This is a genomic window from Microcoleus sp. MON1_C1 (assembly GCF_036701945.1).
In the GTDB taxonomy this organism is placed as follows: Bacteria; Cyanobacteriota; Cyanobacteriia; order Cyanobacteriales; family Microcoleaceae; genus Microcoleus.
In genome coordinates, this window is the sequence record NZ_JAUBRO010000039.1 from 18,256 (window position 1) to 44,046 (window position 25,791).

Below are 25,791 nucleotides of genomic sequence, written 5' to 3' on the forward strand. Positions count from 1 at the left end.
TAACTAATGACTAATAACTAATGACTAATAACTAATGACTAAGAGGCGAATTTATCAAATAATCCTACTGATTGTAGGGCTGTGGCTGGTTTTGGAGTTGGCCTCCCGCATTGCGGCAGAAATTCTGTGGTTTCAGGAAGTTGGATATCTTCAGGTTTTTCTGTTAAAGCTGAAAACTCAAGGGTTGCTGGGGGCGATCGCAATTGCTGTTTCTTCTGTCTTTTTGCTCGGAAATTTGGCTTTAGCCCGCCACCTGCAACATCCCGCAGAAGAAATGAAATCGCCGGTTGCGGGGGCGCTATTCGCTTCACTGAGGGCTAACAAAACTGGGAAGAATTACGAATTACCTGTTGCGAAATCCCAAATTACCTTTTCCTGGCTGCTGTTGGCGGTATTCGGATTGAGTTCGATCGCAACTTTGACACTAATTCACTGCGGGCTGTTAGCTGCAAGCAGTATCGCCTATTTCGGTATAGCTGACAATTTACCTCTAGCGCCCCTGCAGTTGGGAATTGAGTCAATCCAGCATGGGGCGGTGCAGCTATTTTCTCGCTGGTGGCAGTTGGGCTTGCTGCTGGGGACAATGTTAGCTGTGGTAATTAAGCCTGATTTTTGGCTGCGGGCGATCGCTTTTTTTCTCAGTTTGGCGATCGGGCTTATTTTCGCCAGTCGCTGGACAAATGTTTTGCAATATTTTCACCCTATAAATTTTAACACAACCGACCCTCTTTTTAATCAAAATATTAGCTTTTATGTATTTATTTTGCCAATCTTAGATTTGCTAGGATTCGGGCTGACAGTTGTATTTTTGTACAGTTTAGTATCTTGTGCTTTAACATATTTGCTGTCAGGAAATAGCCTGAGTCAAGGGATATTTTTGGGGTTTTCTCGATCGCAGCAGCGGCACTTGTACGGGTTGGGTGCAGCTTCCATGCTAGCCCTTGCATTCCGCTACTGGTTGGGACGCTACGCATTGCTATATTCGCGGGGAGACGTTACTTACGGGGCGAATTATGCTGACGTGATGGTGCGGCTGCCCTGCTATGGATTGTTGAGTATTTTGGCAGGGGCGATCGCACTTTTGATGCTGTGCCAGGTTTACCGACTCAAAATTAAAAATGAACTCATAAAAAAGATTATTTTAGCGTGGATAAGTTTAAGTTTTTTGGGAAGTTTGCTACTGCCAACAATTGTGCAGCAACTTCTAGTTAAACCCAACGAACTAGCACGAGAAAAGCCGTACCTCAAGCGCAGCATTGCCTTTACTCAAGAAGCCTTTGACCTCAAAGAAATCGAAATAAAAACTTTCGATCCCGCCGGGAAACTTACTTATGCAGACTTAGAAAAAAATAAACTTACTATTAGCAACATCCGGCTGTGGGACAAGCTGCCGCTGCTGCAAACCAACCGACAGTTACAGCAAATCCGACCTTATTATACATTTCCTGATGCCGATATCGAGCGCTACACAATCAAAAATGAAAACGCAAAAAAGGGAGATTCTGAAAGCCAACAAGTGTTTCTGGCAGCGCGGGAATTAGATTACACAGCAGTTGCCCCCGAAGCTCAAACTTGGGTGAACGAACACCTGGTTTACACTCACGGTTACGGCTTTACTCTTTCTCCGGTAAATACAGTCGGTGTCGGCGGTTTACCCGATTATTTTGTCAAAGATATTGGAGTGGCAGCCCAGAAAGGAGAGACTGCTTTAGAAGTAACGAGCGATCGAATTCGCGCCAGTATTCCGATCGGCTACCCGCGAATTTACTACGGCGAAGTAACTGATACAGACGCGATGGCGCCCACAAAAGTCAAAGAATTCGACTATCCCAGCGGCGAAGACAATGTTTACAATACTTACAGCGGTAGGGGCGGAATTGAGCTCGGTTCTATGTGGCGGCGCTGGCTGTTTGCTAATTATCTCAAAAATTGGCAAATGGCGCTGACGCGCAATTTTACCCCAGAAACTAAATTGCTGTACCGCCGAAATATTAACAAAAGAGTCCGGGCGATTGCTCCTTTTTTACGCTACGATTCCGACCCGTATTTAGTAGTAGCAAACGCCAATCTTAGCAATGAAGATATAGAAAAAGAAAAAGATGAAAATGGCAACGAGATTAAACCTTCACCCTCGGCCACTGATAAATCTCCCAACTATCTTTACTGGATTATCGATGCCTATACAGCGAGCGATCGCTATCCGTATTCTGACCCGGGAAATCATGAGTTTAACTACATCCGCAACTCCGTTAAAGTAGTGATTGATGCCTACAACGGGTCTGTTCACTTCTACGTTGCCTATCCCTCCGATCCGATTATTAACAGTTGGATTGCTATCTTTCCCGGACTCTTCAAACCCCTTGACAGAATGCCTCCGGCTCTCCGCAAACATATCAGATATCCAGTAGATTTGTTGAGCATTCAATCCGAACGTTTGCTAACTTATCATATGGATGACCCGCAAGTGTTTTACAATCGGGAGGATTTGTGGCGAGTTCCCAATGAAATTTATGGCAGCGAACAGCAGCCCGTAGCACCGTATTATTTGATTATGAAGCTGCCAACTGAAAAAGCCGAAGAATTTATTTTGCTGCTTCCATTTACACCAGTAAGTCGCAACAATTTAATTGCTTGGATTGCAGGGCGATCGGATGGTAGCGAGTACGGAAAATTGCTGCTGTATTTATTCCCCAAACAGCGATTAGTTTACGGCCCGGAACAAATAGAAGCTTTAATTAACCAAGATCCGGTTATTTCCGAACAAATATCTCTCTGGAATCGCCAGGGTTCCAAAGCAATTCAAGGAAACTTATTAGTAATTCCCATTGAACAATCTTTACTGTATGTGGAACCTCTTTACTTAGAAGCCGAGCGCAATAGTTTGCCCACTTTAGTCAGAGTTATTGCGGTCTACGAAAACCGGATCGTCATTGCAGAAAATCTCGACTTGGCACTCAAGGCACTTTTTCAGCAACAATCTACTAATAAACCCGCAATTATTCGACCTGTAGAAGGAACTGAACCAGCTTTAAAGAATCAATGAGCTGCCAAGAACGCTCTTGATGCACAGAGAAGAGACAGCGAAAAGATAAGAGAAAGAGAGAAATTTATTTAGGTTTATGGGTCTGAGGTGATTTACATCTGCGTGTTTAACTATGACATTTATCATGTAAATTACTGCGATTTCTGTTCGCTAGCAGTTTTGACATCCTGCTAACAAACATCGGCATAGGGCCACATCAATGTCTCATCTCCTCCAAAATCTAGTTTCACTGTCACGTCATAACGGTTAATATGCGTGATCTCGCCAGTTTTGCCATTCAAATACAATTGTTTGGGATTGTCGGCGAAAATTTATACCCTTTGATTCCACAGCGGCAGCATCTGGGTAGAAGAACCCTGAAACGAATTTTTGCCTTAGATCGCATAGCTGCCAATCAAAAATAATTACATTGAAGCTAGGAAAAATACAGTACAGAAACCCACAGCTAGCAGTGTTTTTTGTTGCAAAAAATTGGTATGAACGCTCGCGATTCCTAGGATGATAGTTCCGAAAAATAAAAGACTTGCCACTAACAGCCCATCTCCCATAAACTTGCTACAAAAAAACATCAGGGCTATCTCAAAACCAAATAATGCAGCTACCCAATTCCACCCAGCTAGCAACGATGCAGATAGTAGTCAATTCATTGCTACAGTAAGGGCGATCGCCATTGCTATTGCCCCAACTGGTGCTGCATAATCGTACTGTCTGAAGGGAAGAAGAACAAAAAAGACTAAAGCATAAGCAAAACCCGCAACAGCCTGTGCTAATCCACTAATGATTGCGTTCCAGTTCAGCATGGCGATGGATTTTGGGAGCGGTAAAGTGAAGCGTTCATCTTCTGTTCTGATAGTAGCCTTTGAAAATCCCCAGCGGACTAAGGCCAGGAACTCTAACCGTAGGATGCGCCACAAGCAGCTTACCGCTATATTTAGGGGAGGGAACCGATTTGTTAACCAAGCGTGCTATCACAGTTTCCGAAGGTGCAATATTAAGGACGATCGAAGACACCAGTCAGCCGGATCTGAAGGGAGAATTTTCAGACAACCAGATTATTTAGGGTCGATCGACTTAACAAATTGTTGCACAGGCTGTGGTAGAGCCGGCACAAAAGTCTTTCTAAAACCCCTAACATCGAACACTCGCCACAAAATACCCACCGCTACCGTTAAGAAAAATAACGCTCCCAAAAAATTGAACACAGTAGACAGAAAACCGCTGTTCCTTTTTTTCGGAGGTGTAATATGTTTCATGCGATATACAGCCGGCTCGTAATCTCTCGACTCCTCGCGACTGCGCCGCGGCGTTTTGGGGCGCGAACTCGCACTGCGCTTCTCAGTCAAACCCGTTTTATTAGTTTTAGTAAAACTGCTGGCCGACTTCAATTCAGAAGCGCCGCGGGTTCCCGTTAACTGGCTAGCAGAAGCCCCCGTTTTGCCTACAGCAGCATCCTGAATTCTGCTGTTAGGGCGCTGAGTCGATTTGCGTTCTGCGAGGGTACGCATCAAACTTTGCAATTGCTGAGTCGCCGCCGGCGGGCGTTCTCCTTTCCTCGCCCAATTTAACAGCATCGCCCCGGTAATCCCGCAGAGATTCGTAGCGCCTACAGAAGCCAGCCGCTTCAGCAGAGGCTGGCTGTTGGAAACAAAAATCACCAATGCCTCCGGGTGTTCCTGAGCCAAACCGTAAACGCACTGAGCCGTCGCCACCACGAGCATTGCTGGCTTGCTTTGATTTTTGATCGAAGGTTCGAGAGCTCGGTGTGTTTCCTGAGCGTCAGTTGCAATCCAGCCACTGTCGGCAAAAAATCGCATAAACTCTCTAGCTACTTGCTCTTGAGCTTTTTCTACCGCTTGCCCTGTCAGACGATCTATTTCGTCGTACACTACTTCCGGGATATAGCAAGTTCCCACCTTGGCATATTCTTGCCACACTTGGGTTCTGCCAGTCATTAAAACATCTGCATCAAAAGTTACCAATACAGGAGGAAGTTGATTAGCCATGACTTTATCCTAGAGGCTCAGATAAGTTATTTAAACTTAATCGCTCAAGTTTAAACAAATTTTGGGTTATAAAAAAATCAACTTTTGGTAGTAGATAAATTGCCCTGGGCGCGGGTCTTAATTGGAAATTAGTAGTTAGGAACCAGCTCGCCCTTCAGTTCCCCAGTTCGATCGCTCAATTCCTAGATTCCACTAATTTACCGCAACCCAAGAGCCTATTACCAGAGATGCCCGACTACTGTTAGTTCCCGATTCCCAGACGGCCAGCCATTGCCGGAGTCAACGGCAACAGCGCAGCAATCATCAAGAACAAAGCTAGCAAACCCAAAGCCGCGCGAGCGTCGTCAGGCTCAGTCAGCTCGTTGAGGCTCGGCCGCTCCAGATTTCGCTGTAAAATCAGAATCACGATCGCCCAATACAGAGCCAAAGGATTAACTAAAGAAACGATGGCCAGCACCACAAAAGTCGCCAAAGTAGTGCGACTGGCTATTTTCCGACCGTAGATTGCTTGCACGATTCTACCCCCGTCCAACTGTCCCGCCGGCATCAAATTAATCGCCGTTATTACCAAGCCCAACCAACCGATAACTACCAGCGGGTGAACGTCAACAATCTGCTGCTGCAACGCCGAACCCAAAACCACTTTTGCCAAAGTTCCCACCAAAACCGATCCCTTGAAAAATTCTGCGGGAATTTGAAACAAACTGCCGGGGTGAGACAGCAGCAAACCCGTTACCAGCATTAGCAGAGAAACTATTCCCCCAGCCGCTGAGCCGGCAAAAGCGATGTCAAACAAAACTTTACGGTTGGGCAGCAGCGACTCAAAACGGTCGATCGCTCCAAAACAACCTATCTGCAAAGTTGGTATAAAAAACGGCCAACTCAAGCGAACCTTGTACCGATTTGCCAGCACTCTGCGGGCAATTTCCCCAGAGCCTAAAACCGCCCAAATTCCGGCTGCAATTGGCAGAACTTCTAGATATCTAGCCGGCGAGTTAAAGAAATCGAAACTTAGCAGCAAACTGCCTGTCTCTAAGCTAGTAGCAATTGTTGCCAGCAGCAGCACGACTGCTAGGATTTTTTGAGACACGGTTGTTGGCTGCGGGTCGTTGGTGCTGGGCAAGATAATAACTACGGGCTTGTCGTCCTGATTTTCTACTAAAAATAGGCGGTAGCGATCGTTTAATTTTTCTTCCAAACTGGCCGTCAAACGTGAGTGTACTTGTTCTGCGTCTCCCCGGAGATTGCCTTTGAGAATTACCCCATCTTGATAGGGAATAGTTTCTGTGGCAAAGAAAGTATCAATTCCAAAGATCCCTTTAATTGCCTTCAGGTCTTCAACTGGAACGGGAATTATTTCTGATTCCTTATTCGCAGGCGAGGATGTCACGATCTTAATGGTTTCTGGGCCTGGTGTTCCCTGCGAGTCAGGAGCGGAGAAAGCATCGCTTTGAGACTTTACCTCAGCAGCATCCGGGCGCGGGAGCACTGTATCCGATGCAGCCTTACGCAATTGTCGGCCCAGATAAATGTACAATCCCGTGGATGCCACGAGCAGCAACAATACCGCCACTAGATTGAGGTAAATTCCGGCGGCGAACAAACCAAAGAACAGCAGCCAGGGACTCATCAGCGCAACAGACTGCAACCAAGCCAAAATTCCCAGTTTGCCAAAAGGTCTGGCGCGATAAAATCCCCAACCCAGAATTCCCATAGCAACCAATACGAGCGCAATTGTTGCCGTATTTTCCGATGCAACTATAGGCATTCCGGTTGCTTGCGCCAATAGGGGCTTTAATCGGTCGATCGCGCTGCGGTCGAGTAATAGCATTAAATTTTGGGGAATATGAAATAGAGTTGTTGGGAACATATCCAAACCTATCGGAAACTAGCCTGATTACTAAGGATAACCCCTGAGGGCTACTCGGCCCACAACCTGCTGCTGGTGCTGTTTGAACATCGCAGGAGCTAGGCTATTGACACAATAGACTTTTTATGATACCACATCGGCTGGGGCAAACCTCTACTCAGAAGGGTAGCAGTGTCGATCGCCCAGAAGCAGGCAGATTCGCCCAGTTTGGCAGGCGGGGCTTTTTTAAGGATTTGTTTCGGATTCGGGCATCGGAAACAAATCCGAAGCAAATAAGATCTCAGCCCCTCTTTCCTTGGCGGTAAAAAAGTGCTGAAACCCTTGATATCATTGAATTTGTGTAACGGGTACGGCAGGACTTGAACCTGCGGCTCGCTGCTTAGAAGGCAGCTACTCTATCCAACTGAGTTACGCACCCAACTCAAAAATCGCTAACAAAATTATTGTATCGGTGTAGTGTGCGATCGAGCAAGTAAATTATGTGATGACTTACGCACAAAGCGCTTTGATGTACAAAAATATGGCGTGCAGCGCGATGGTTCGGGAAAAAAAACCAAGGTTATGAGAGTGTCTGTGCCTCCAAGAGTGTATCTGACAAAAGCTGGAGGGACTCACCTGCAAACAGCACAATTGTAAATTTACAATCAAAACTAGGTAGGACGTGAACTCGGGTAAAGTATTTAGAGGTCGAGGTGAAACCCAACTATTTGGTCGATCGGATCTCTCTCCCAATTAAGACGGAACCCAGACAGCACAAAAGTCACAGGTGCTTTTTCCCAGATTTCTATTGGTTATGTTAACATCCCCTAGTGGCAAAGCCTAAAACGCTGACCGCATTATCTAAAAACCAGAGCTCGTTCCCTGATTTTAGGTAGGAGTTGAGACAGAATGACTAATTGGCTGATGTTTAGTTATGTTTGCTAACATTCTGCTCGACTTGATATTTAATAAAAATGTGGTAGAACTAGATTGAAAGACTCAGGTGAAAATCCCTGATGGTACGGAGCCTCTATATAAGCTTCCTCTACGGCATCAAAGCAAAACAGTCAATCGCCCGCTCGGCACGAGCGCGAAAATCAAGCGTTGCCAGTACAGCAGTCGTAAATTGTGCGCGGGGGATTTTCCTTCGTGCATTGATTTATACGCCAAGGCTGAGAGACAATCTCAGCTTAGATATTTGTTAGCATTTGTTAGCAAAAAAGTATCGGAACGCTTGAGGAGAGAACCATCTCTGGGTGATCGGGAGCAATCCTGCTAATTTAAGTGGACTCGCTGAATCAAGAATCCCTTCGCCTTTAGGCATCGGGAGTGTCAAAAGCACAGCACCTCGGCCATGACAGGAGTCAAATCGCAGTGTCATGTTTATTCTGAAACGGCAGGATGTTGAAATAACCAATTATCAACACCCAAAACGGGATCAACAAATTCCCATTCTCAATTATCAGGGGCAGACTTTTCGCCTGATCAGCGCCTTCAACGGCAAGCAAGCAGAAGACGCCAGAGCCTTGTGGCGGGACTTAACCGACAACCGAGGCAAAGCCTGTGTTCTGCTAGAAGAGCCGGATAGATATAGCGTCTGGGGAAAAGTCCGTTTAGATCAGCTTGCCGGTGAAGAACCGGCAGGTAATGAAGCAGCCAAAGCACCGCTGTTCGCGCAGGGTTGTCTGCTGCTGCTCCAAGCTGTTTACTTCGATGTAGAAGACCTCTTAGGCGCAAGGCAAGCCACATCGTTTCAGAAAGATATCGCCAAGGTATTTCAGCAGGGAAACTTCCCCCAGGCAGACTCCCCTGATGCGATCAAAAATTGGCTAACCGTTAGTCCCTTGCAAAATCACAAGGTTCCTGCTTGGCAAGAGCAGCATCTCAAGACCTTATTGCAAGAACTCCACCGTTTGGGGAAATCATATTTTGGCAATACGGACTTCGCTGAGGGAGTCAGCGATGTGCTGCAAGATATGCCAGCCCAGGATCGGACTCAGTTTCTAGATTGGCTGAAACAATCAGCCCTCAACAAATTGTGGATCGCAGGATAGAAAATCTTTGACAATTGCTCAGACAATTGGACTGAGATAATTTAGCTTAGATAATTGCACTGTAGGGGGTAGGGGATATACAGGTTGGATTGCCAACTTGTATTGATCGACCAAATTGTTGATTCGGTTTGGATGCCACCTATGGTCTGGCAATTTAACTCAGTGTCGATCGCAGTCCCCACCCAGAATTATTGATATGAGTGGGGGAGTGTGAAAGCAAAAAAACAGATACCTCAACCTTTGATGGTAGAATTTCAGAGATAGATAGGGTACTGTAAAAACCTTAAGGGTGGAGACATATACCGTATTTCTATCATTATATTTCCGGGTACAAGATCGACTAACGACTAATTTATTGAATTAGTAAATAGATATTATTCTTGCTTAGTCTTTCTAGAGTGTACGAGGGCAAAAGCCCCGACGACACACTGAGGACGCCAGTTATTCCGGAAGCGTCAGATCGAGGTTTTTTAAGGTTTTTTGGCGAAAGAATCCTCATCTCCAATCAAAGATTGAGATGGGGTGCGTTCAACCGCTAGTTAGGTCTCGTGGAATCCCTATGAGTAGCACTTCAGAAAAGTCATCTACATCTTCATCTTTACTGTCAGCTCAGACCCTAGTGATTGCGGGCATTGTCTGGGCTGTCATGGCGCTGCTGTTCTTTTTGCTGTTCAGCGTCCCCCTCTCTGCTGAAGAGGGTTTACCTCTTTGGTACTCGATCGGCACTTATATTTTTGAATGCGGAGCATACTTGGGAGCGGCTTTAGTCTGTTTTAGAAACTGGCAAAGCCCCCACATGGTCAGTGGGCGCAACGTCTGGCTGGGCATAGGTCTGGGGATGCTCTTCTATTTCATAGCCGGTGTGCTGTTCGGGATTTGGGAACTCTATTTCGGTTTAGACCCGGACGTGTCTCCAGCAGATGCCTTTTATCTGGGCAGCTATGTGGTACTGATCGGAGGCATGGTTGTAGCTGTGACTTCCAAGCGGCTGAATCTAGATATTTGGCAGTGGGCTTTGTTAGCGGGAATTGCAGCCTTCGGGATTGCTGTAGCTATTTGGGTTGCTGCACCAGACTCTTGGAGGACCCAGCTAGGAATGGCTCCGGCAGCCACTCAAGAAGTAGTGACAGAATCTGAACCAGCAACCACTGCCACAGGAAGAGCGCCTGCTTTGGAAAATTCGTCTAAGTTACAGGCAAAAGCAGCCGCGACCGATGCTGCATCAGCACCCGAAGAAGAAGAAGCAGAAATCAAAGCTCCCGGATGGGTGATGGCACTCGACAAGCAACTGGCGCCTTACGCCTATGCAATCAATTTGTTTTACATCGTCGGGGACGTTTTTCTGCTGATTATTGCTACTGCACTGCTGCTGGCGTTTTGGGGAGGACGTTTTTCCCAATCTTGGAGAATGATTGCGGCTGCAACTTTTTCGCTTTACATCGGAGATATGTACTTTAAATGGCGCGATACTCAGGCTGAGGGTAGTTATCAAAGCGGCAGTTTGCTGGAAGTCTTTTTTGTTTTCAGCGCCATCCTGTTCGGAATTGGAGCTATCTTGGAACATGACATCTCAACCCGTTCTCGCCAGAGCAGGCGGGAGCGGAATCGTCGCGCGGCGTAGCGATTTGAGATTCGAGTTGCTTTGACAAGCGATGGAGACGCGAAAGCTTTTTTGCCCTTGTCGGCATCTCTGAGCTTGAACTTGAAAATGAAAAATCACAGTTCGCTGACTGCTAGCCTGCGTCTTTTCACGTCTTTTTGCTGGGAAACTTGGCATGACGCCTACAAAACTCTCCGATTCAGACAAACGCGAACTCATCAGGCTGTACCGACAGTCAAACGAGAATACTATCACTCTGGCAAAGCGCTACGGAGTGAGCAGTTCGACTGTGAGGCGCATCCTTCAGGGTGCTTTGTCGGAGCCGGAATACGAATTTCTAGTGCAGCAAAAACAAAAGCGTTTGTCCGATCGCAGCAGTGTTTCTGAAGCGACAGAGGCGGCTACTGAGTCGTCGGCAGATGGCGAAATCGATCCTGTAGCTGTCCCCCTGTCGGAGCCAGTCCCTGTCCAGCCGTCAGCCTCACATTCGAGACCGACGATCCGAAAGCGTTCTGAATCAGTCCCTAAACCAGTTGCAGAACTCGAAATTCGAGGGAATGCAGAGTCGGATTTGGATGTCTCTGATGTGCCAGATGCCGCAGCAGCCCATGTTGCCGATCCAAGCCACCGCGCTGTTGTGACTGGTGAACTAAAGGCAATGCTGCCAGCAGAAGGGCTGCTGGCAGGTGAAGACTTTAGGGATTTCGAGGACGACGACGAGGATGAGGAGGATGATGATGAGGATGAAGACGATTTAGATGACGACTTCGACGAAGATGTAGAGGATGAAGACTCTCTGTTTGAAGGCAGTCTCCTGGGTTCACTATCGTCGGGCGAGTTGATCGAGCTTCGGGGTACAGGACAAATTCAAGTTTTGCCTTTAAGCCAAGCATCTCTGCCCAAAATTTGTTATTTGGTGGTCGATCGGGCAGCGGAGTTAATCACCAGACCTCTAAAAGCTTTTGGCGAACTGGGTCAAATTCCGGCGGCGGAAATTCGCGAGAAAACCCTGGCAGTGTTTGACAATCACCGAGTGGCCCGCCGATTTGCTACTCGCAATCAAAGGGTTTTCAAGATTCCTGACAGCAGTATGCTGCAAAAAACAGCGCCTTATTTGCGAGCTAAGGGAATTACTCGGCTGCTGATTGACGGTCAGGTATATTCCATCTAAGGGATCAAATCTATTTAATATTGTACGGTGTCGGATTCTTCTGGATTTGCCTGAAATTTAGGACGTGAGTTTTGGGAATCTGAAATGTTCCACAGCGGTTGCAGTAGCGCACCTCCGATCAGTCCTGCACTCATGCTCATTGCCAATACTACTCCTACGGGCAGTTGTATCGATTGAAAAAAGATAAAGTTTAAGGATACTGGGGCGGCATTTTGCACTGAGATAATGCCGATCGCGCTTACTAAAATTGCTACTAAAAAACTAATGGCGAGCAGAGGAATTGTTTTCATAAACCGGTTGACAGGCTAATAATTTAACTTGTATACTTGTTTTATAATTGAAATATGTGTGAAATTTTTATTTTGGCAAACACCCCATTATTTAATAATATAGAATAACATTAGGGGAAAAGTCAAGTAGAGACGGAAAAAATAGATAATTTTTTAAATTAATTAAAAATTAAACAAACATAAATAAATTTACACTTCCCAAACTTAAACAACTCCAAGTGTATTGCAAATATATAACTTCCCCAGCAGTATCGATGATTAATGTTCAGAGGCTTTGCCAGAGTTATCAAAAATACGTAAGGTGCGCCCAGCGCACCTCACAATCCCAAGCGCTAGGGGAAAAACCCCCGTTGGAATAGGTAGAAAATTAAACAGGTTCTAACTGAGAAATTACCTTTTCCATGTGTTGGGCAACTTGGCTTTCTTTTTCCACAGAATTGGTTTCCATGTAAACGCGCATCAAGGGTTCGGTTCCCGAAGGCCGCAGCAGTACCCAGCCACCGTCTTCAAGATAAAGTTTAATTCCGTCTTTGCGGCCGATTTCCTTAACGCCGATACCTGCTACTTCTGTGGGGGGATTCTTGGTAAAAGATTCCAAAACGGCTGCTTTGTGGGCTTCTTCTAAGTGCAAGTCCAAACGTTTGTTGTACAGGGGGCCGTCGGCTTCTTTAATGGCTTCTTCGACTAGCTGAGAAAGCGGTTTGCCTTCATAGGCGATCGCCTCAGCAACTAGCATATCAGCCAAAATCCCGTCTTTTTCGGGAATGTGACCCAAAACGCTCAAACCGCCTGATTCTTCGCCACCGATGAGCACCGCAGTTTCCCGCATTTTTTCGCCGATGTATTTAAAACCGACTGCGGTTTCGTAGATTGTTAAACCGTACTTGGCGGCCAAATTGTCCAGCAAGTGGGTAGTTGCGACTGTACGGACGATCGCCCCAGTCAATCCTTTATTCTTAACCAAGTGACGCGCCAGCAGCAACAGTACAGTATTTGGAGTCAAGACATTTCCCAACTCGTCAACAATACCAAAGCGATCGCTGTCGCCATCGGTAGCTAAACCCAAATCCGCCGAATCCTTCTTAACAGCTTCCACCAACTCAACTAACTGTTCCCCCTTGGGTTCCGGCATTCCGCCCCCAAACAGCACGTCGCGGTAGGTGTGAAAACTTTCGACATCGCAGCCGCAGTGTTCCAAAACGCCGTCGAGATAGCCGCGAGAAGTCGAGTAGAGAGCGTCGTACTTCACCTTCAACTTAGCAGAGCGAATCCGCTCCACATCGATCAAAGTATAAAGAAACTTCAGATATTCGGGTTTCGGGTCAAAACTGGAGATTTTATCGTTGTGGCTGCCTTTGGCTGGGGCATCAGAAGCACCAGCAATATTTGCCACAATTGTATCAGTAATTTCCGGGGTTGCCGGGCCCGCGTAGTCGGGGATGTATTTGATGCCGCAGTAAGGTGCGGGATTGTGGGAAGCCGTGAACATCAGGGCTCCTGCAGAGTTGAGATGCTTGGCGCTGTAGGCGATGACTGGTGTGGGGCAATCTCGATCGACCACTTTCACCGTCCATCCCAAATCTGCCAATACTTCAGCCGCCGTGCGGGCGAACTCGTCTGCCAGAAAGCGGGTATCGTAGGAGACTAGGACTGGGCGGTCTTTTGGGTAAGCGGTTTCTAGGTAACTGGCGATCGCCCGGGTGACTTTTCGCACGTTGGCAAAAGTAAAGTCATGGGCAATCAGTCCTCGCCACCCATCGGTTCCGAACTTAATTTCAGTTGAATTGCTGCTAGCGCTCATTTTATCCACTTCCTCTCGTCCTACTAATCCTACCCGAAGCTATAGCCTTAAAGACGTACTGGCCGTGCTGTTTGTGAGGATCGATCGCCCGTGGCGCCCGCATCAACCTCATCCTATCGTTGTAGAGACAGGCTTCGGGCTCCGGGAGAGGACTCCAAAAACTCAGAGTTGGCAAAATGTGGGAGTGATCGGGCTACTCAGTCGCTAATTCCGATTTTGAAGGGTGGTTTGCCGATCGAATGGACGACGATCGATTGCGGGCGATTCCCTACGGGATAGCTTCGCTTCACGGGGAAGCTAAAAAACCGATCGCAAAAAACGGCCCTGGCAATGGTATTAACTAAATGCACATAAATCTGATTCTCATCTCAAATTTAATTTTTTATTTAGAAAAGCCGAGCGTTAAATTTGTTAAGGTTTCCTAACAATCGCCAGACTAAAAATACATTTCTAATTCAGCTATAGAAATAAATTAACCAAAGTTACCCCTAGATCGTGCTGTAGCCTAGCTTCTTAAAGAGATTAGGGCGCTCAACCAAAGCGCTTCAAAACAAAGATAAGGTATTTCAAGCAGCAGTTTTTTTTAAGCAGACTTAACTTTAATTCTCAGCTTTTAAGACAAATTAAATTTATTTCCAGCCTTCTTTATACGTCAAAAAAATAGATTAGGGTCGCGATCACAGGGTGATGGTGATCGATCGCACAATAAATAACGTTATTAACGTGCAGCTTATAAAAGATGCAGGCAGTCGAGCCAAATGGCTTATAGCTTTAAGCGTAATGGCTGATGACTGTCAGCGTAAAAATGCAGAAAATTGTAGTTAACAACGTTAAAAATTAGGGGAATCGATCGGGTGCGACTTAATAAAAAAACGAGGTTTATCATGACGGGTATTTCACAAATATCTTCAAAATCTTTACCAGCAGCAGACAAACTTAAACAGGGCGCAAGTCAGGCGTCCCAAGGTATTACCGGACCGGAGACTGACAAACTCCCAAAAGCTAAAGGGGCCAGCGTTTCTTCCTTCGCAGTTAGCTGGGCAAAAAAATATTACAGTACCGTTGCGACACGAGAGAAGAAAGCGCCACGCCAAATTCTCCCAAGCCTCGATTTAATTAATTTTGAGGGAAATAGAGCCCCAATAGTTGACAAATTGACAGATACCCTGAAATTAGCCAGCGAGATAGCTTGGAGTAGAGTAGAAGCTCTTTTAGGGAAACAAATAGAGCGGCACGGGATCGATAAGATCTTAATTAATCCTTTAGAAATTTCCGCCGACACTCGTACCTTATATCAGAAAGCAATAGACGCTTATGCGGATAGAGAACCTGTTTTCCGGTTGTCAGTGCTCGTGGGAAAAGATATTATCAAAGTGAGGCGAAAATACTCAGAGACAGATCCGTTAGTGCTGGGATTTGTGACAATGGAGTTTCAATACACTAGCAAAATCTTGTTAGGATGTCTTTCGGACTCAGAGCGAGCGGAATTTGCGCCCTACTTAAAAGTTGTAGACGACTACCTGCACATTCCCTACGGAGAGATTAACGAGGCTGCGGCGAATCAGCCCCCGAATTCAAGAGCTCTATTAGCCGTTCAGCATTTGTTGCAGCACACGACTCAGATTGCTAGTGCAGTGTACGATCGAGCTAGTTCCCAGCATCAAGGATACCGCAGCAGCAGCGGGTATTTGAGCGATCGCGAGGTGAAAATTTCTGGTATCCGGGATGTCGAGATTTTTCAAAGCTATTTGTGCTGGTGCGTTTTGGAAGGTAGCATTCACCCGGTACAGCAAGAATTGTTTCCAATTTGCGTGATGTTGTACCCGAAACTTCATGTAAGTTGGGAGTTAGTGCAGGATATGCTGCTGATTTTATTTTGGGAAATATGCGAGCGGCTTCCTGCTGAAGATTTAACGGTATTTGTACCTTACTTGCGTACTGTGACTGAGATGTTTTCCAGCGATGTTTTTGAAAATTAGATAATTGGGAATTGGGAATTGCCTCAAATTTACCAATTGCCTATTTAAAACTAAAAGCTGCGACTGCCAAACATCCCCAACCTGCAATAAAAGCAACTCCCCCCAGTGGCGTAATTGCACCCAGCCATTTGATGTCGCTCAAACTCAAAGCGTACAAACTGCCTGAAAAGATGATTGTGCCGGCAATAAAAGCCCATCCAGCCACTGCAAAAAAGGTTTGAGACTCTTGGGCGCGACTCAAGAGTAAAGCGACGAGTAATAAAGCCAGGGCATGGTACATTTGATATCGGGCGCCAGTCTCAAAAATGGTTAAAGCTCGATCGCTCAATTGATTTTTCAAAGCGTGGGAGGCGAAAGCACCGCCTGCAACCGATAAACCTCCGAATACGGCTGCCGCTGCTATAAAAATGCGAATTAAAATTAGCGTTGACATAATATTTAGTGAATTGGGAAGAAGGAAGAAGGAGCAGGGAAAAACATCTAATTGTTGATATCGAATGTGCGCGGTGCGTGCCTTACTTGTCATTGCCAGCCTCCGCCAAGCAATCGCATAGTAGAGATGTTCACTGGCCTAACTCTGGGAAGGGAAGGTGCGCGGGGCGCACCCTAGGCTGATGAGAAATTAGCTTTTTTGCAGATATTTTTAACCTATTTCCGCACAGCTTCCAGCAAGCGAGAATAGTAAAAGCTAGTGCTAGTCATCGCTGTTCTGTTAATAACAAAACCATTGCTTTCTAAGATTTTGATAATATCAGCTTCGCGGTGCTGGTAAGCTCGGGTAGTTTTGCTCGGGCCGGGGAAAAGTTCACCAATTTTTTTGAGGGCGGTGAGTGCTAAAGTTTTGGGTGCAAAACTAAGAATTAGTCGCGATTCGGCGATCGAACTCAGGTGAGCGATCATTTCTGCCGCCTTATTTTGAGGATAGTGGATTAGCACATCCAAACAAATCACTGTGTGGAATTTGCCGGTTAAAGCTTCCAAATCTTGGGCGGCGAAGGAGATGTTGTAGAGCTTGCCGGGGACTGCTGTCGATCGATCGTAAGCTTCTGCTACCATCTTTTCAGAGATATCGCTAGCGCAAACAATTGCCCCAGCGTCAGCCAGAGGAATGCTCAGAGAGCCTACACCACAGCCAGCATCGCAGACACAAAGCCCGGGCAAATTGCCGTCAGCTTGCAGCCATTTGATGACTGTATCCACCGTTTGCTGGTGGCCGGTGCGGATGTCTAGCTGAACTTTATTGACTTTGCCCTCGCCGTAAATTCGCTGCCAGCGATCGAATCCCGTCGAGTTAAAATACTGTCTAACTATAGTCTTGTCGTCTACCAAATTCATCGATCTGCCTGCTGCTGAGTTATTGCCAACGGTTAGACATTATATAGCAATCCGGTTCGGAAAATGTGCAACTTGCAACAACAGATTTTAGATTGGCGATTTTAGATTTTCGATGAAAACGGCACATCTAAAATCTAAAATCTATCGGGTAATACCAGTTGGTCGATTCCCACTTTTTCTATTCTTTAATCTAAAAGGGTATAACAGGCTAAAAGAGTCGATGCCAAGTCAATTCCTTTGTCGCCGCCTTTAAATTCCAGCGCAACAATTGAGTTGCCGATTTGCCAATAATTCCCGAAATTCCGATCGCCCTTCTCGGAGATTCAGTTGCCAGGGCGATCGCACTTTCGGCATCGCAAATCCCCCACTCCACCAAATTCTGCACTCCCGCCAACAGCGGCAGAGTTGTACCCGCCAAAGTAGCAGATTCCAGCGGGGAATGGTAATCTAATCTTACCCAAGCCGTACCTTTTCTGACTTCAATTTGTCTGGAATCCCAAGGATAAACACCGTCAGGCAAACCCAAAGGAGCCAAAGCATCGCTCACTAAAAAAACGCCTTTTTCATACCTACCAGCGCGCAGAAAAAAATCAATCATTGTCGGAGAAACGTGCTTGCCGTCAGCAATTAAACCGCATTTTACGCCCGGATGAACAATCGCCGCTCCCAACAAACCCGGTTCTCGGTGGTGCAAACTCGGCATCGCATTAAAAGCGTGAGTTACCATTGAAGCTCCCCGCTCAAATGCTTGCTGCGCTTGCTCTGCACTCGCTTGGGAGTGTCCTAGACTGACGGAAATTCCCAAACTTTGCAAATAGGAAATGACTTCGCCAGTGCTGTCTAACTCCGGCGCTAAAGTAATTATTTTGACAATATCGGCACAATCTCCTAAAACTTGCTTGACATTTTCTATAGTCAGCGGTAATAAAAACTCAACTGGGTGAGCTCCTCGCTTCTGGGGGTTGAGAAAAGGGCCTTCGAGGTGAACACCGAGAATTTCCGCTGTTTTGGGCTTAATTGTTGCCGGAGCAGCGGTTTGTACAGTGCGGATATAATCAGCTATAGTCGAGAGCGATCGCCTAAACTTATCCAGCGAAGTTGTCACCAAAGTCGGCAAAAAAGCATCGACTCCCTGATTCCACAAAAATTGACAAATTTTCGGCAACATTTCCATATGCTTGCTTTCTAAATCGGGAAAAGCAAAACCTAGGGCGCCGTTAATCTGCAAGTCAACACCGCCTAGAGAAAGCCAATCGCCTGCTACATCAAGCACTTGCAAATCGGGAGGACAAATCCGTTTAAATACGGCGTCCATCGGGCAAACTTCTTGAATGATGCCCATTTCGTCAACAGCAAGCATCTGCAAATCCTTGCAACCGGGGAGGCGAACATTGAGAATATCTGTGCGGGCGGCAGTTGGGGTTGTGGCTTCAGTCATCCGATTTTAGATTTTAGATTTTAGATTTTAGGTTTAATATTCGCTACGGATAAATCCGGTGGCTGGCGATGAGGAGGGGGAGCTTTTTGCTTTTGGCTGGCTCCAGGGCTGCTCAGACGGGGGCTTGTGGCAAAATTGCTTTTAAGGGTCAGTTTTGGTACAAAATATCTAAATTTGAGTTAACGCAATCATTTAAAATTAGCATTTATCTGAAATCTCAAATCTGAAAATTTTATGAATCAAGCGACAGTTGGAATTATCATGGGTAGCGATTCGGATTTGCCAACCATGAAAGATGCGATCGCAGTTTGCGAAGAATTCAGTGTTGCTTGCTCCGTGGCGATCGTCTCGGCGCACCGTACCCCCGATCGCATGGTGGAATACGCCCAAACCGCGCATCAACGAGGCTTGAAAGTCATTATCGCAGGAGCCGGGGGAGCGGCGCACCTCCCCGGTATGGTAGCATCTTTAACGCCCTTGCCCGTAATTGGGGTGCCTGTACCAAGCCGCCACCTGCAAGGGGTAGATTCGCTGTACTCGATCGTGCAAATGCCAGCGGGGATACCCGTAGCCACAGTGGGGATCGGCAACGCTAAGAATGCTGGCTTGCTGGCAGTTCAGATACTGGCAGCTCATCAGCCGGAATTGCTAGATCGAGTCTTGCATTACCGCAAAAATTTGTCTGAATCTGTACTGAAAAAACAAAATCAATTAGAAGAGCTAGGCTATCATAACTATCTCAATCTCAACAAATAATCCATAAACTTTTGTAGTAAGATTGGAAAGTTTTCCGAATATTGCTGAGCTTACTAGCCGTAAAGAGGGTAAAAGTGATTAAAATGACTGTCGGAAAGAAAAAGTCGAAACAAGTCAGGCGGGATGCTTTAAATTTGCCAGCAGCTAAAGTTTTTACGAAAGTCAACAGGTTGAAGAAGTTACAACGGGCGATCGCCCGCCTCACTCCAAGTTGGCAAGCCTGCATACCAATAGCAGCAATCATCGTCTTGGTGTGGGGATATGCGGCGGTAGCCCAAACAGCTCCCGCGCCAACAACCGAGGAACAATTAGCAAGCCTTAAGGTGGGCATGGATACCATGTGGGTTATGGTAGCGGCGATGCTAGTGTTCTTTATGAACGCGGGTTTCTGTATGTTGGAAACCGGTTTTTGCCGCCAAAAAAATGCGGTTAACGTGTTGTCCAAAAACTTGATTGTTTTTGCGCTTTCTACGATCGCATATTGGGCGATCGGCTTTGCCTTAATGTTCAGCGACGGCAACGGTTTTATCGGCACCAGTGGCGGATTTTTTCTTTGGAATGTAGCTGACAACAGCCCCGCCACAGGAGACGCTTATCAAGGCATTTTCAGCGCATTAAACTGGACGGGAGTTCCCCTCAACGCTAAATTCTTTTTCCAGTTAGTGTTTGCGGGAACTGCTGCGACGATCGTTTCGGGAGCAGTTGCAGAGCGAGTCAAATTCATTGACTTCTTAATTTTCAGCTTGCTGCTAGTAGGCATTGCTTACCCAATTACCGGACACTGGATTTGGGGCGGAGGCTGGCTGGCAGACGCAGGCTTCTACGATTTTGCCGGTTCGACAGTGATTCACTCGGTAGGCGGTTGGGCTGCTTTGATGGGAGCGGCATTTTTGGGGCCGCGGATCGGCAAGTACCGCGACGGCGATACTGTGGCGATGCCGGGACACAATATGAGCATTGCTACCCTAGGCTGTTTGATTTTGTGGTTGGGTTGGTTCGGGTTTAATCCCGGTTCGACAATGGCACTCGATCCAAATGCGATCGCTCATATTGCGCTCACCACCAACACCGCCGGTGCCTTTGGGGGAGTTGCTGCAACGATTACAGCTTGGCTGTACCTGGGCAAACCCGACCTTTCGATGATTATCAACGGCATCCTCGCAGGCTTAGTCGGGGTAACAGCGAGCTGCGCTTGGATCAACATCCCCAACTCGGCCATTATCGGCACGATAGCCGGTATCCTGGTAGTTTTCGCAGTAACTTTCTTCGACAACTTGAAAATTGACGACCCTGTAGGCGCAACTTCAGTTCACTTAGTCTGCGGCATCTGGGGAACTCTGGCAGTTGGCTTGTTTGCTGACGGGCCTACAACTGGACTTTATACCACAGGCCCGGCAGCCGGATTGCTTGTGGGCGGAGGTTTCGGTCAACTCTGGAACCAGTTGGTCGGCATTATCTCTGTAGGCGGGATGACCGTGCTGCTGAGTACGATTTTTTGGGCCGCACTCAAAGCTTTGCTGGGTATCCGCGTTTCTGCTGTAGAGGAGGCTGAAGGTTTGGATATCGGCGAACACGGGATGGAAGCTTACACCGGGTTTGTGAAGGAAACGAGCTTGGACAACAGAATTGAGGGTGGCTACGGCGGTTATGGTGGCGGTTCTGGGGGCAAGACTACCAAACTGTAGAGCGTGCGAAGAGATCGACCAATTCAGCTTTCGTATCCTACATTAGCTATTTATCAGCTAATTCACGCTTTTATTCAGAAAAACCACCATCTGAAATAGCCCCCAACATATGGCTGTCTATCGTTGTGCTCGCGTTTCAATCTTCGATGCGAACGCGGGCATAATTTTATTTTTAGTTGACCTTTAAGGGCTGACATATGGCGTTGCACAATGTGAGGATGATTATGGTGGGGTGTCCCGCCTGCTGTGAAAATACACGCCTTCGGGGTGAGGATCTCATCCCACAAAAAAAATCAAAATCATGCCGCTATTATGCAACGCCTTACATATAGTAGTTTCCGATTGCATGAGATGTGCGCCGGTAATTGGTAATGGGGAATTGAGAATCTGTAACTGACGAGCTTTGTAAACTGGTGTATTGATTAGAGTTTACCGCCAATTGCTTTAAGTTCTTCAACGATGCGCTTGTTCTTGGGATTCCTGCTGCCATCTAGGCGGGCGGAGACAACAGTGATTATTTCTAGTATATCTTTAGCTAAATCCTCGTCACAGCTAGCATTTTCGGTTTGATTGACAATCACTACCTCTGTCCCAAAGTGTTCGCACAAATTAAAAATTAGTTCAGAACCAAATCTCAGCAGTCTGTCTTTGTGAGTTAATACCAGCCTTTCTACTTGATTGTCTACGATCGCCCTAATTAGATGTTGTAAACCCCGCTTACTGTAATTAACCCCAGAACCCACATCCTCAATGATTTGGAATTGCCAGCCGTGAGATGCACAAAACAATTCCAAAACTTGTTTTTGTCTGTCTAAATCATCTTTTTGGTCGTGGCTGCTAACCCGAGCGTAAGCTATAGTTAAAGCGCCGTTGGGTTTTAAGCCGAGAAGATGAGCTAGGTCATACCGTCTGTGACCGTTAGCGGTGCGTTCCGGTATTAGCTTGCCTTCGGCTTCCCACCTGCGTAACGTGGAAGCGCTCACACCTTTAATTTTGGCTGCTTCTGTTATAGTTAATTTTTTCATTTTTGGATTTTAGCATCAGAACTGAGTAAGTTCGATCACTTTTAGATATATTTTTGTGCAGTCCTGCAGCTTGGACAAATCCGATTGCGGTGCAAGAAAGTTTGGTAGGCAGATTTTTTATGGTAAAGTAGTGCGAAAAAGCAAAGTTCTGCATCGCCGCCCTTGCCCAACACAGCACAGTGCTTGATTCTTACAAGAATTGAGGCTTTAATTGAGCGGTAAAATTTGATGCAGCAATCAGTGCAAATTATTCGGTGTGAGGCCTGCAAATAGCTTGAGTTTATGGAGAAGTTTGGAGGAGGTAGCAGAAGTAGAACTCATAAATCCCTCTTAGGGATGGAAGTTAGCCGATCGAAAGCTGTTCCGGTTTGGGCTTTGCTATCTTTGGTGACGAACGGGGTACTGATATTCACACTTGCTCAACTACTCCTGGGGGGACACAACTTGACAGAAAGCTTCCAGGCGAATGATGCGGTGACGGCAGAAGGCGCCCAGGAACAAATTGACCAACCGGTGAGCTCTGCAAACCCAGTGCTAGACGTGCCCGTTCCAGGACCGCGACATAAATGGACTTACCAGCAGTGGGTGACGCAGTTGGGTCGCGAAGCTGAGGCGGCGGCGGCGAATCGACCCTCAAGGCTGAGTGTTTTGGCTGGGGATTCTCTAAGTATGTGGTTTCCGACCAAGCTGTTACCAGTCGATCGATTTTGGCTGAATCAAGGGATTTCCGGGGAGACTTCCGTGGGTTTGCTGAAGCGGTTGCAGTTGTTCGATCGAACTGTGCCGGATACGGTGTTTGTGATGATCGGAATTAACGATTTGCTGCGGGGGGCCAGCGACGAAGGGATTTTGGACAACCAGCGGCAGATTATTCGCGATTTGCGGTGGGCTCACCCCAATGCACAAGTGGTTGTGCAGTCGATTTTGCCCCACAGCGGGGAACAAGCTACTTGGGAAAATCGCGATCGGCTGTTGGCGATTCCTAACAGTCGGATTCGGGCGATAAATCGGCGGCTGAAAGAAATTGCTAGTTCTGAAAATGTTTTGTATCTGGATTTGTACCCGCTGTTTGCGGATTCTGACGGCAATTTGCCAACTGAACTCAGCACAGACGGCTTGCACCTTAACGATCAAGGTTATCTAGTTTGGCGATCGGCCCTGCAACTGTTCAGTCAGATGCAGTTGAAAGATTAGTCATCAGTGATTAGTTATTAGTTATTAGTCCTTCATCCGTTAGAAAGATGGAGGATGAAGTCATATTGTCCCCAACTCTCCCCCCCTCATCCTCCCACTCTCCCCAACTCAAAACTCTCCCCCTATCCTCAACTCGCCCTCCCCAATTACTCTGCTGTCACGGGCTATGTCAAGTAACGGCGGATAGATTAAGAAATATGATAGTTAGCTCTTTAGTATAGGCTGATACAGAATAACTGTTGGTACAAATGGTGCAATCCAAAAGGCACAGACCATTGGAGAAAGAGTTGACGAATTTAGATGAGTCCGGCTATACGAAGTCGGGGGGTTGAGGATTGGGGAATTATCTATTGAAGATTTGTTCCGCTAAAACAGGGACTTAAAACCAAATAACTATTGCATCTAAAATCCTCCTATCTAAAATCGGCTCGGTCTTCCCTGAAAATTGCTGAGTATGAGAAGGTACAACTAACGTGATCAAAAAAAGTTTAACGATAGGCATCATGGCGCTGTGGCTGTTAAGCGTAGCGCTAACGGATAATGCCTTCGCTCAAGATGCTGCTGGTGCTGCTGCTGCGGTGGCGCCGAATCCGATCGACAGTGGCGATACCGCCTGGATGTTGATATCCTCAGCACTGGTGCTGTTAATGACACCGGGACTGGCCTTTTTCTACGGGGGATTGGTGCGATCGCGCAACGTCCTCAACACCATGATGATGAGCTTAGTCATGATGGGAGTCATCGGCGTCACATGGACGCTGTGGGGCTACAGTTTGGCTTTTGATGTCACCCGCAGCAACCTCAATGATAAAGGGTTTGCCCAAGGACTCGAAACCTTCATCGGCGGCTTGGACTGGATGTTCTTGAACAACGTCACGGCGGACACACCAGATCCGATCGGCTACGCACCGACAATACCCCACCAAGTCTTCATGGTTTACCAGATGATGTTCGCCATCATCACTCCAGCCTTGATTTCCGGGGCGATCGTCGAACGGGTAACATTTAAAACCTATTTCTGGTTCGTGCTGCTGTGGTCTACCTTCATCTACTCTCCTTTAGCCCACTGGGTTTGGGGTAGAGGCTGGCTGCAGGCGATCGGATCTCTGGACTTTGCCGGCGGCACCGTCGTGCACATCAGTTCCGGTGTTTCTGCGGTTGTCGCAGCTTGGATGATCGGGCCCCGCAAAGACCACTTGAACAAGCCCCACACCCCCCACAACGTACCCTACGTCTTGCTGGGAATTGGGATGCTGTGGTTTGGCTGGTTTGGCTTCAACGGCGGTAGTGCTTTGAGTTCTGGTTCTTTAGCAACAGTGGCTTTTGTCACCACGATGATTTCAGCAGCAGCCGGCGGTTTAACTTGGACAATTGTGGAATGGGTGCTCAGAGGCAAACCGACAGCAGTGGGAATTGCTAGCGGTTTCCTCGCCGGATTGGTGGGAATCACACCTGCGGCTGGATTCGTGTTTCCAGTGGGAGCGCTTTTGATCGGATCGATCACTTCGGTTTGCTGCTTCTTTGCCGTTAGTTTCCGGGCTAAGCTGGGATTTGACGACTCTTTGGATACCTTCCCGATTCACGGCGTCGGCGGAACTATAGGCGCGATTCTGACTGGCGTGTTTGCGACTAAAGCGGTTAACGAAGCCGGAAATGACGGGCTGTTTGCCGGGAATCCGGGGCTAATCGGCATCCAGTTGGTAGGCATTCTAGCTACTTACCTGTTTGCGGCTGTGGGCACTTTTGTGATCCTGAAAATTTTAGGGCAGTTTATGGAACTGCGAGTGCCCTCATCTGCTGAAGACCAAGGTTTGGATATCGGCGAGCACGGGGAAGAAGCTTACGGTGAGGATTTTGCCGGCGGTTTCAGTTCGTTTGAATCGAGTTCTCCTTTTGCGCCTAAGAAGATTTGAAGCTGATTTTTTGAATAAGTTCGATGGTGTAGAGACTCAGCTATCTGGGTCTCTAGGCTTTTTTTAAGTTTTTTTTTTAACGAACCGCGAAGGCGCGAAGAGCGCGAAGAAGGAAGAGGAAGAAGGGTTAAGATGAAAGTATGATTCGTTTGATGCCTTCTTTGAGGATGGGAACGTTGAAGTTGCTCAGAAGGCCCAAGCTGTTTTTGGTCATTTTAAGATAAGAGATAACTTGAGCTTCGTGGATGGGAGCGAGCTTTTCTACAGCTTTTAGTTCGACAATGAGGATATCGCCAACCATAAAGTCTAATTGACCTTCGCCGACTTGATGACCTTTGTAGGTGATTGCTACTGGCTTTTTAGGCTGACAAGGTATCCCCCGCATCCGAAATTCAACTTCTAAGGATTCCTGATACACTGATTCTAAAAATCCTGGCCCCAAAAGCCGATGCACCTCAATAGCCGCCCCAATCGCTCTATAAGCCAACTGTTCTACCTGTTGGCCCAATTGTCTCATTCTTCTTTCTTCTTCCTTCGCGTTCTACCCTACGGGAACGGCTTCGCCGAACGCGTCTTCGCGGTTCATTCCTTCTTCCCTCTCATGTGTCGATCGTATAAATAGCATATCCCCTCTTCCCTACTGAGCCAATAATCC

The 25,791-nt window shown here is 47.0% G+C and carries 19 protein-coding genes and 1 tRNA gene; 9 read left to right on the forward strand and 11 right to left on the reverse strand.

Annotated features, from left to right (window positions below):
- Positions 1-34 precede the first annotated feature (34 nt).
- Complete coding sequence (locus tag QUA62_RS20890; protein ID WP_333406372.1) at positions 35-3,043, forward strand: UPF0182 family protein; 3,009 nt, start codon at positions 35-37, stop codon at positions 3,041-3,043.
- 638 nt (positions 3,044-3,681) lie between these two features.
- On the opposite strand, the gene QUA62_RS20895 is transcribed toward QUA62_RS20890, so the two are convergent.
- From QUA62_RS20895 to QUA62_RS20910, 4 genes are all read right to left on the reverse strand, one after another.
- Positions 3,682-3,843, reverse strand: coding sequence for a hypothetical protein (locus tag QUA62_RS20895; RefSeq protein WP_333406374.1), 162 nt, complete (start codon positions 3,841-3,843; stop codon positions 3,682-3,684).
- Positions 3,844-4,095: 252 nt separating this feature from the next.
- Positions 4,096-5,046 carry a PIN domain-containing protein gene (locus QUA62_RS20900; RefSeq protein ID WP_190661473.1) on the reverse strand — a complete coding sequence of 317 codons (951 nt, stop codon included), beginning with the start codon at positions 5,044-5,046 and terminating at the stop codon, positions 4,096-4,098.
- A gap of 241 nt (positions 5,047-5,287) precedes the next feature.
- A complete protein-coding gene (locus QUA62_RS20905; RefSeq protein WP_333406376.1) occupies positions 5,288-6,916 on the reverse strand; it encodes a site-2 protease family protein in 1,629 nt (542 codons plus the stop codon).
- Positions 6,917-7,260: 344 nt separating this feature from the next.
- A tRNA-Arg gene (locus QUA62_RS20910) sits at positions 7,261-7,334 on the reverse strand.
- A 940-nt stretch (positions 7,335-8,274) separates the two neighbouring features.
- On the opposite strand from QUA62_RS20910, the gene QUA62_RS20915 reads away from it, so the two are divergent.
- From QUA62_RS20915 to QUA62_RS20925, 3 genes are all read left to right on the forward strand, one after another.
- Positions 8,275-8,949, forward strand: coding sequence for an Npun_F0813 family protein (locus tag QUA62_RS20915; protein ID WP_333284992.1), 675 nt, complete (start codon positions 8,275-8,277; stop codon positions 8,947-8,949).
- Between the two features lie 559 nt (positions 8,950-9,508).
- Positions 9,509-10,570 carry a hypothetical protein gene (locus QUA62_RS20920; RefSeq protein ID WP_333406378.1) on the forward strand — a complete coding sequence of 354 codons (1,062 nt, stop codon included), beginning with the start codon at positions 9,509-9,511 and terminating at the stop codon, positions 10,568-10,570.
- A gap of 154 nt (positions 10,571-10,724) precedes the next feature.
- Positions 10,725-11,720 (forward strand): hypothetical protein, encoded by a 996-nt coding sequence (locus QUA62_RS20925; protein ID WP_333406380.1) that lies wholly within the window; start codon positions 10,725-10,727, stop codon positions 11,718-11,720.
- A 14-nt stretch (positions 11,721-11,734) separates the two neighbouring features.
- Here the strand turns inward: QUA62_RS20925 and QUA62_RS20930 are convergent, their stop codons facing one another.
- Together QUA62_RS20930 and QUA62_RS20935 are read right to left on the reverse strand one after the other, a co-directional pair.
- Entirely contained in the window at positions 11,735-12,010 is a 276-nt protein-coding gene (locus QUA62_RS20930; protein WP_333406382.1) for a LapA family protein, read from the reverse strand.
- A 367-nt stretch (positions 12,011-12,377) separates the two neighbouring features.
- A complete protein-coding gene (locus tag QUA62_RS20935) occupies positions 12,378-13,811 on the reverse strand; it encodes a phosphoglucomutase/phosphomannomutase family protein (protein ID WP_333219245.1) in 1,434 nt (477 codons plus the stop codon).
- A gap of 884 nt (positions 13,812-14,695) precedes the next feature.
- Here QUA62_RS20935 and QUA62_RS20940 point away from each other — a divergent pair.
- Positions 14,696-15,790 (forward strand): hypothetical protein, encoded by a 1,095-nt coding sequence (locus QUA62_RS20940; protein ID WP_333406384.1) that lies wholly within the window; start codon positions 14,696-14,698, stop codon positions 15,788-15,790.
- Between the two features lie 40 nt (positions 15,791-15,830).
- On the opposite strand, the gene QUA62_RS20945 is transcribed toward QUA62_RS20940, so the two are convergent.
- The 3 genes from QUA62_RS20945 to nagA all read right to left on the reverse strand — a co-directional run bounded on the left by QUA62_RS20945 (position 15,831) and on the right by nagA (position 18,563).
- Complete coding sequence (locus QUA62_RS20945) at positions 15,831-16,223, reverse strand: DUF423 domain-containing protein (RefSeq protein WP_039886547.1); 393 nt, start codon at positions 16,221-16,223, stop codon at positions 15,831-15,833.
- A gap of 215 nt (positions 16,224-16,438) precedes the next feature.
- Positions 16,439-17,125 carry a magnesium protoporphyrin IX methyltransferase gene (bchM, locus tag QUA62_RS20950; RefSeq protein WP_190661485.1) on the reverse strand — a complete coding sequence of 229 codons (687 nt, stop codon included), beginning with the start codon at positions 17,123-17,125 and terminating at the stop codon, positions 16,439-16,441.
- Between the two features lie 208 nt (positions 17,126-17,333).
- Positions 17,334-18,563 (reverse strand): N-acetylglucosamine-6-phosphate deacetylase, encoded by a 1,230-nt coding sequence (gene nagA / locus QUA62_RS20955; RefSeq protein WP_333406387.1) that lies wholly within the window; start codon positions 18,561-18,563, stop codon positions 17,334-17,336.
- Between the two features lie 234 nt (positions 18,564-18,797).
- On the opposite strand from nagA, the gene purE reads away from it, so the two are divergent.
- Both purE and QUA62_RS20965 read left to right on the forward strand, forming a co-directional pair.
- Positions 18,798-19,319, forward strand: coding sequence for a 5-(carboxyamino)imidazole ribonucleotide mutase (purE, locus tag QUA62_RS20960; RefSeq protein WP_190735709.1), 522 nt, complete (start codon positions 18,798-18,800; stop codon positions 19,317-19,319).
- Between the two features lie 83 nt (positions 19,320-19,402).
- Positions 19,403-21,004 (forward strand): ammonium transporter, encoded by a 1,602-nt coding sequence (locus QUA62_RS20965; RefSeq protein WP_333406390.1) that lies wholly within the window; start codon positions 19,403-19,405, stop codon positions 21,002-21,004.
- Positions 21,005-21,426: 422 nt separating this feature from the next.
- Here the strand turns inward: QUA62_RS20965 and QUA62_RS20970 are convergent, their stop codons facing one another.
- Complete coding sequence (locus QUA62_RS20970) at positions 21,427-22,029, reverse strand: IS607 family transposase (RefSeq protein WP_333406392.1); 603 nt, start codon at positions 22,027-22,029, stop codon at positions 21,427-21,429.
- Positions 22,030-22,311: 282 nt separating this feature from the next.
- On the opposite strand from QUA62_RS20970, the gene QUA62_RS20975 reads away from it, so the two are divergent.
- Together QUA62_RS20975 and QUA62_RS20980 are read left to right on the forward strand one after the other, a co-directional pair.
- Complete coding sequence (locus tag QUA62_RS20975; RefSeq protein ID WP_333406393.1) at positions 22,312-23,223, forward strand: SGNH/GDSL hydrolase family protein; 912 nt, start codon at positions 22,312-22,314, stop codon at positions 23,221-23,223.
- Positions 23,224-23,696: 473 nt separating this feature from the next.
- Positions 23,697-25,136 (forward strand): ammonium transporter, encoded by a 1,440-nt coding sequence (locus QUA62_RS20980; protein ID WP_333406396.1) that lies wholly within the window; start codon positions 23,697-23,699, stop codon positions 25,134-25,136.
- A gap of 127 nt (positions 25,137-25,263) precedes the next feature.
- Here the strand turns inward: QUA62_RS20980 and QUA62_RS20985 are convergent, their stop codons facing one another.
- Positions 25,264-25,653 carry a GxxExxY protein gene (locus QUA62_RS20985; RefSeq protein ID WP_333406398.1) on the reverse strand — a complete coding sequence of 130 codons (390 nt, stop codon included), beginning with the start codon at positions 25,651-25,653 and terminating at the stop codon, positions 25,264-25,266.
- Between the last annotated feature and the right edge of the window lie 138 nt (positions 25,654-25,791).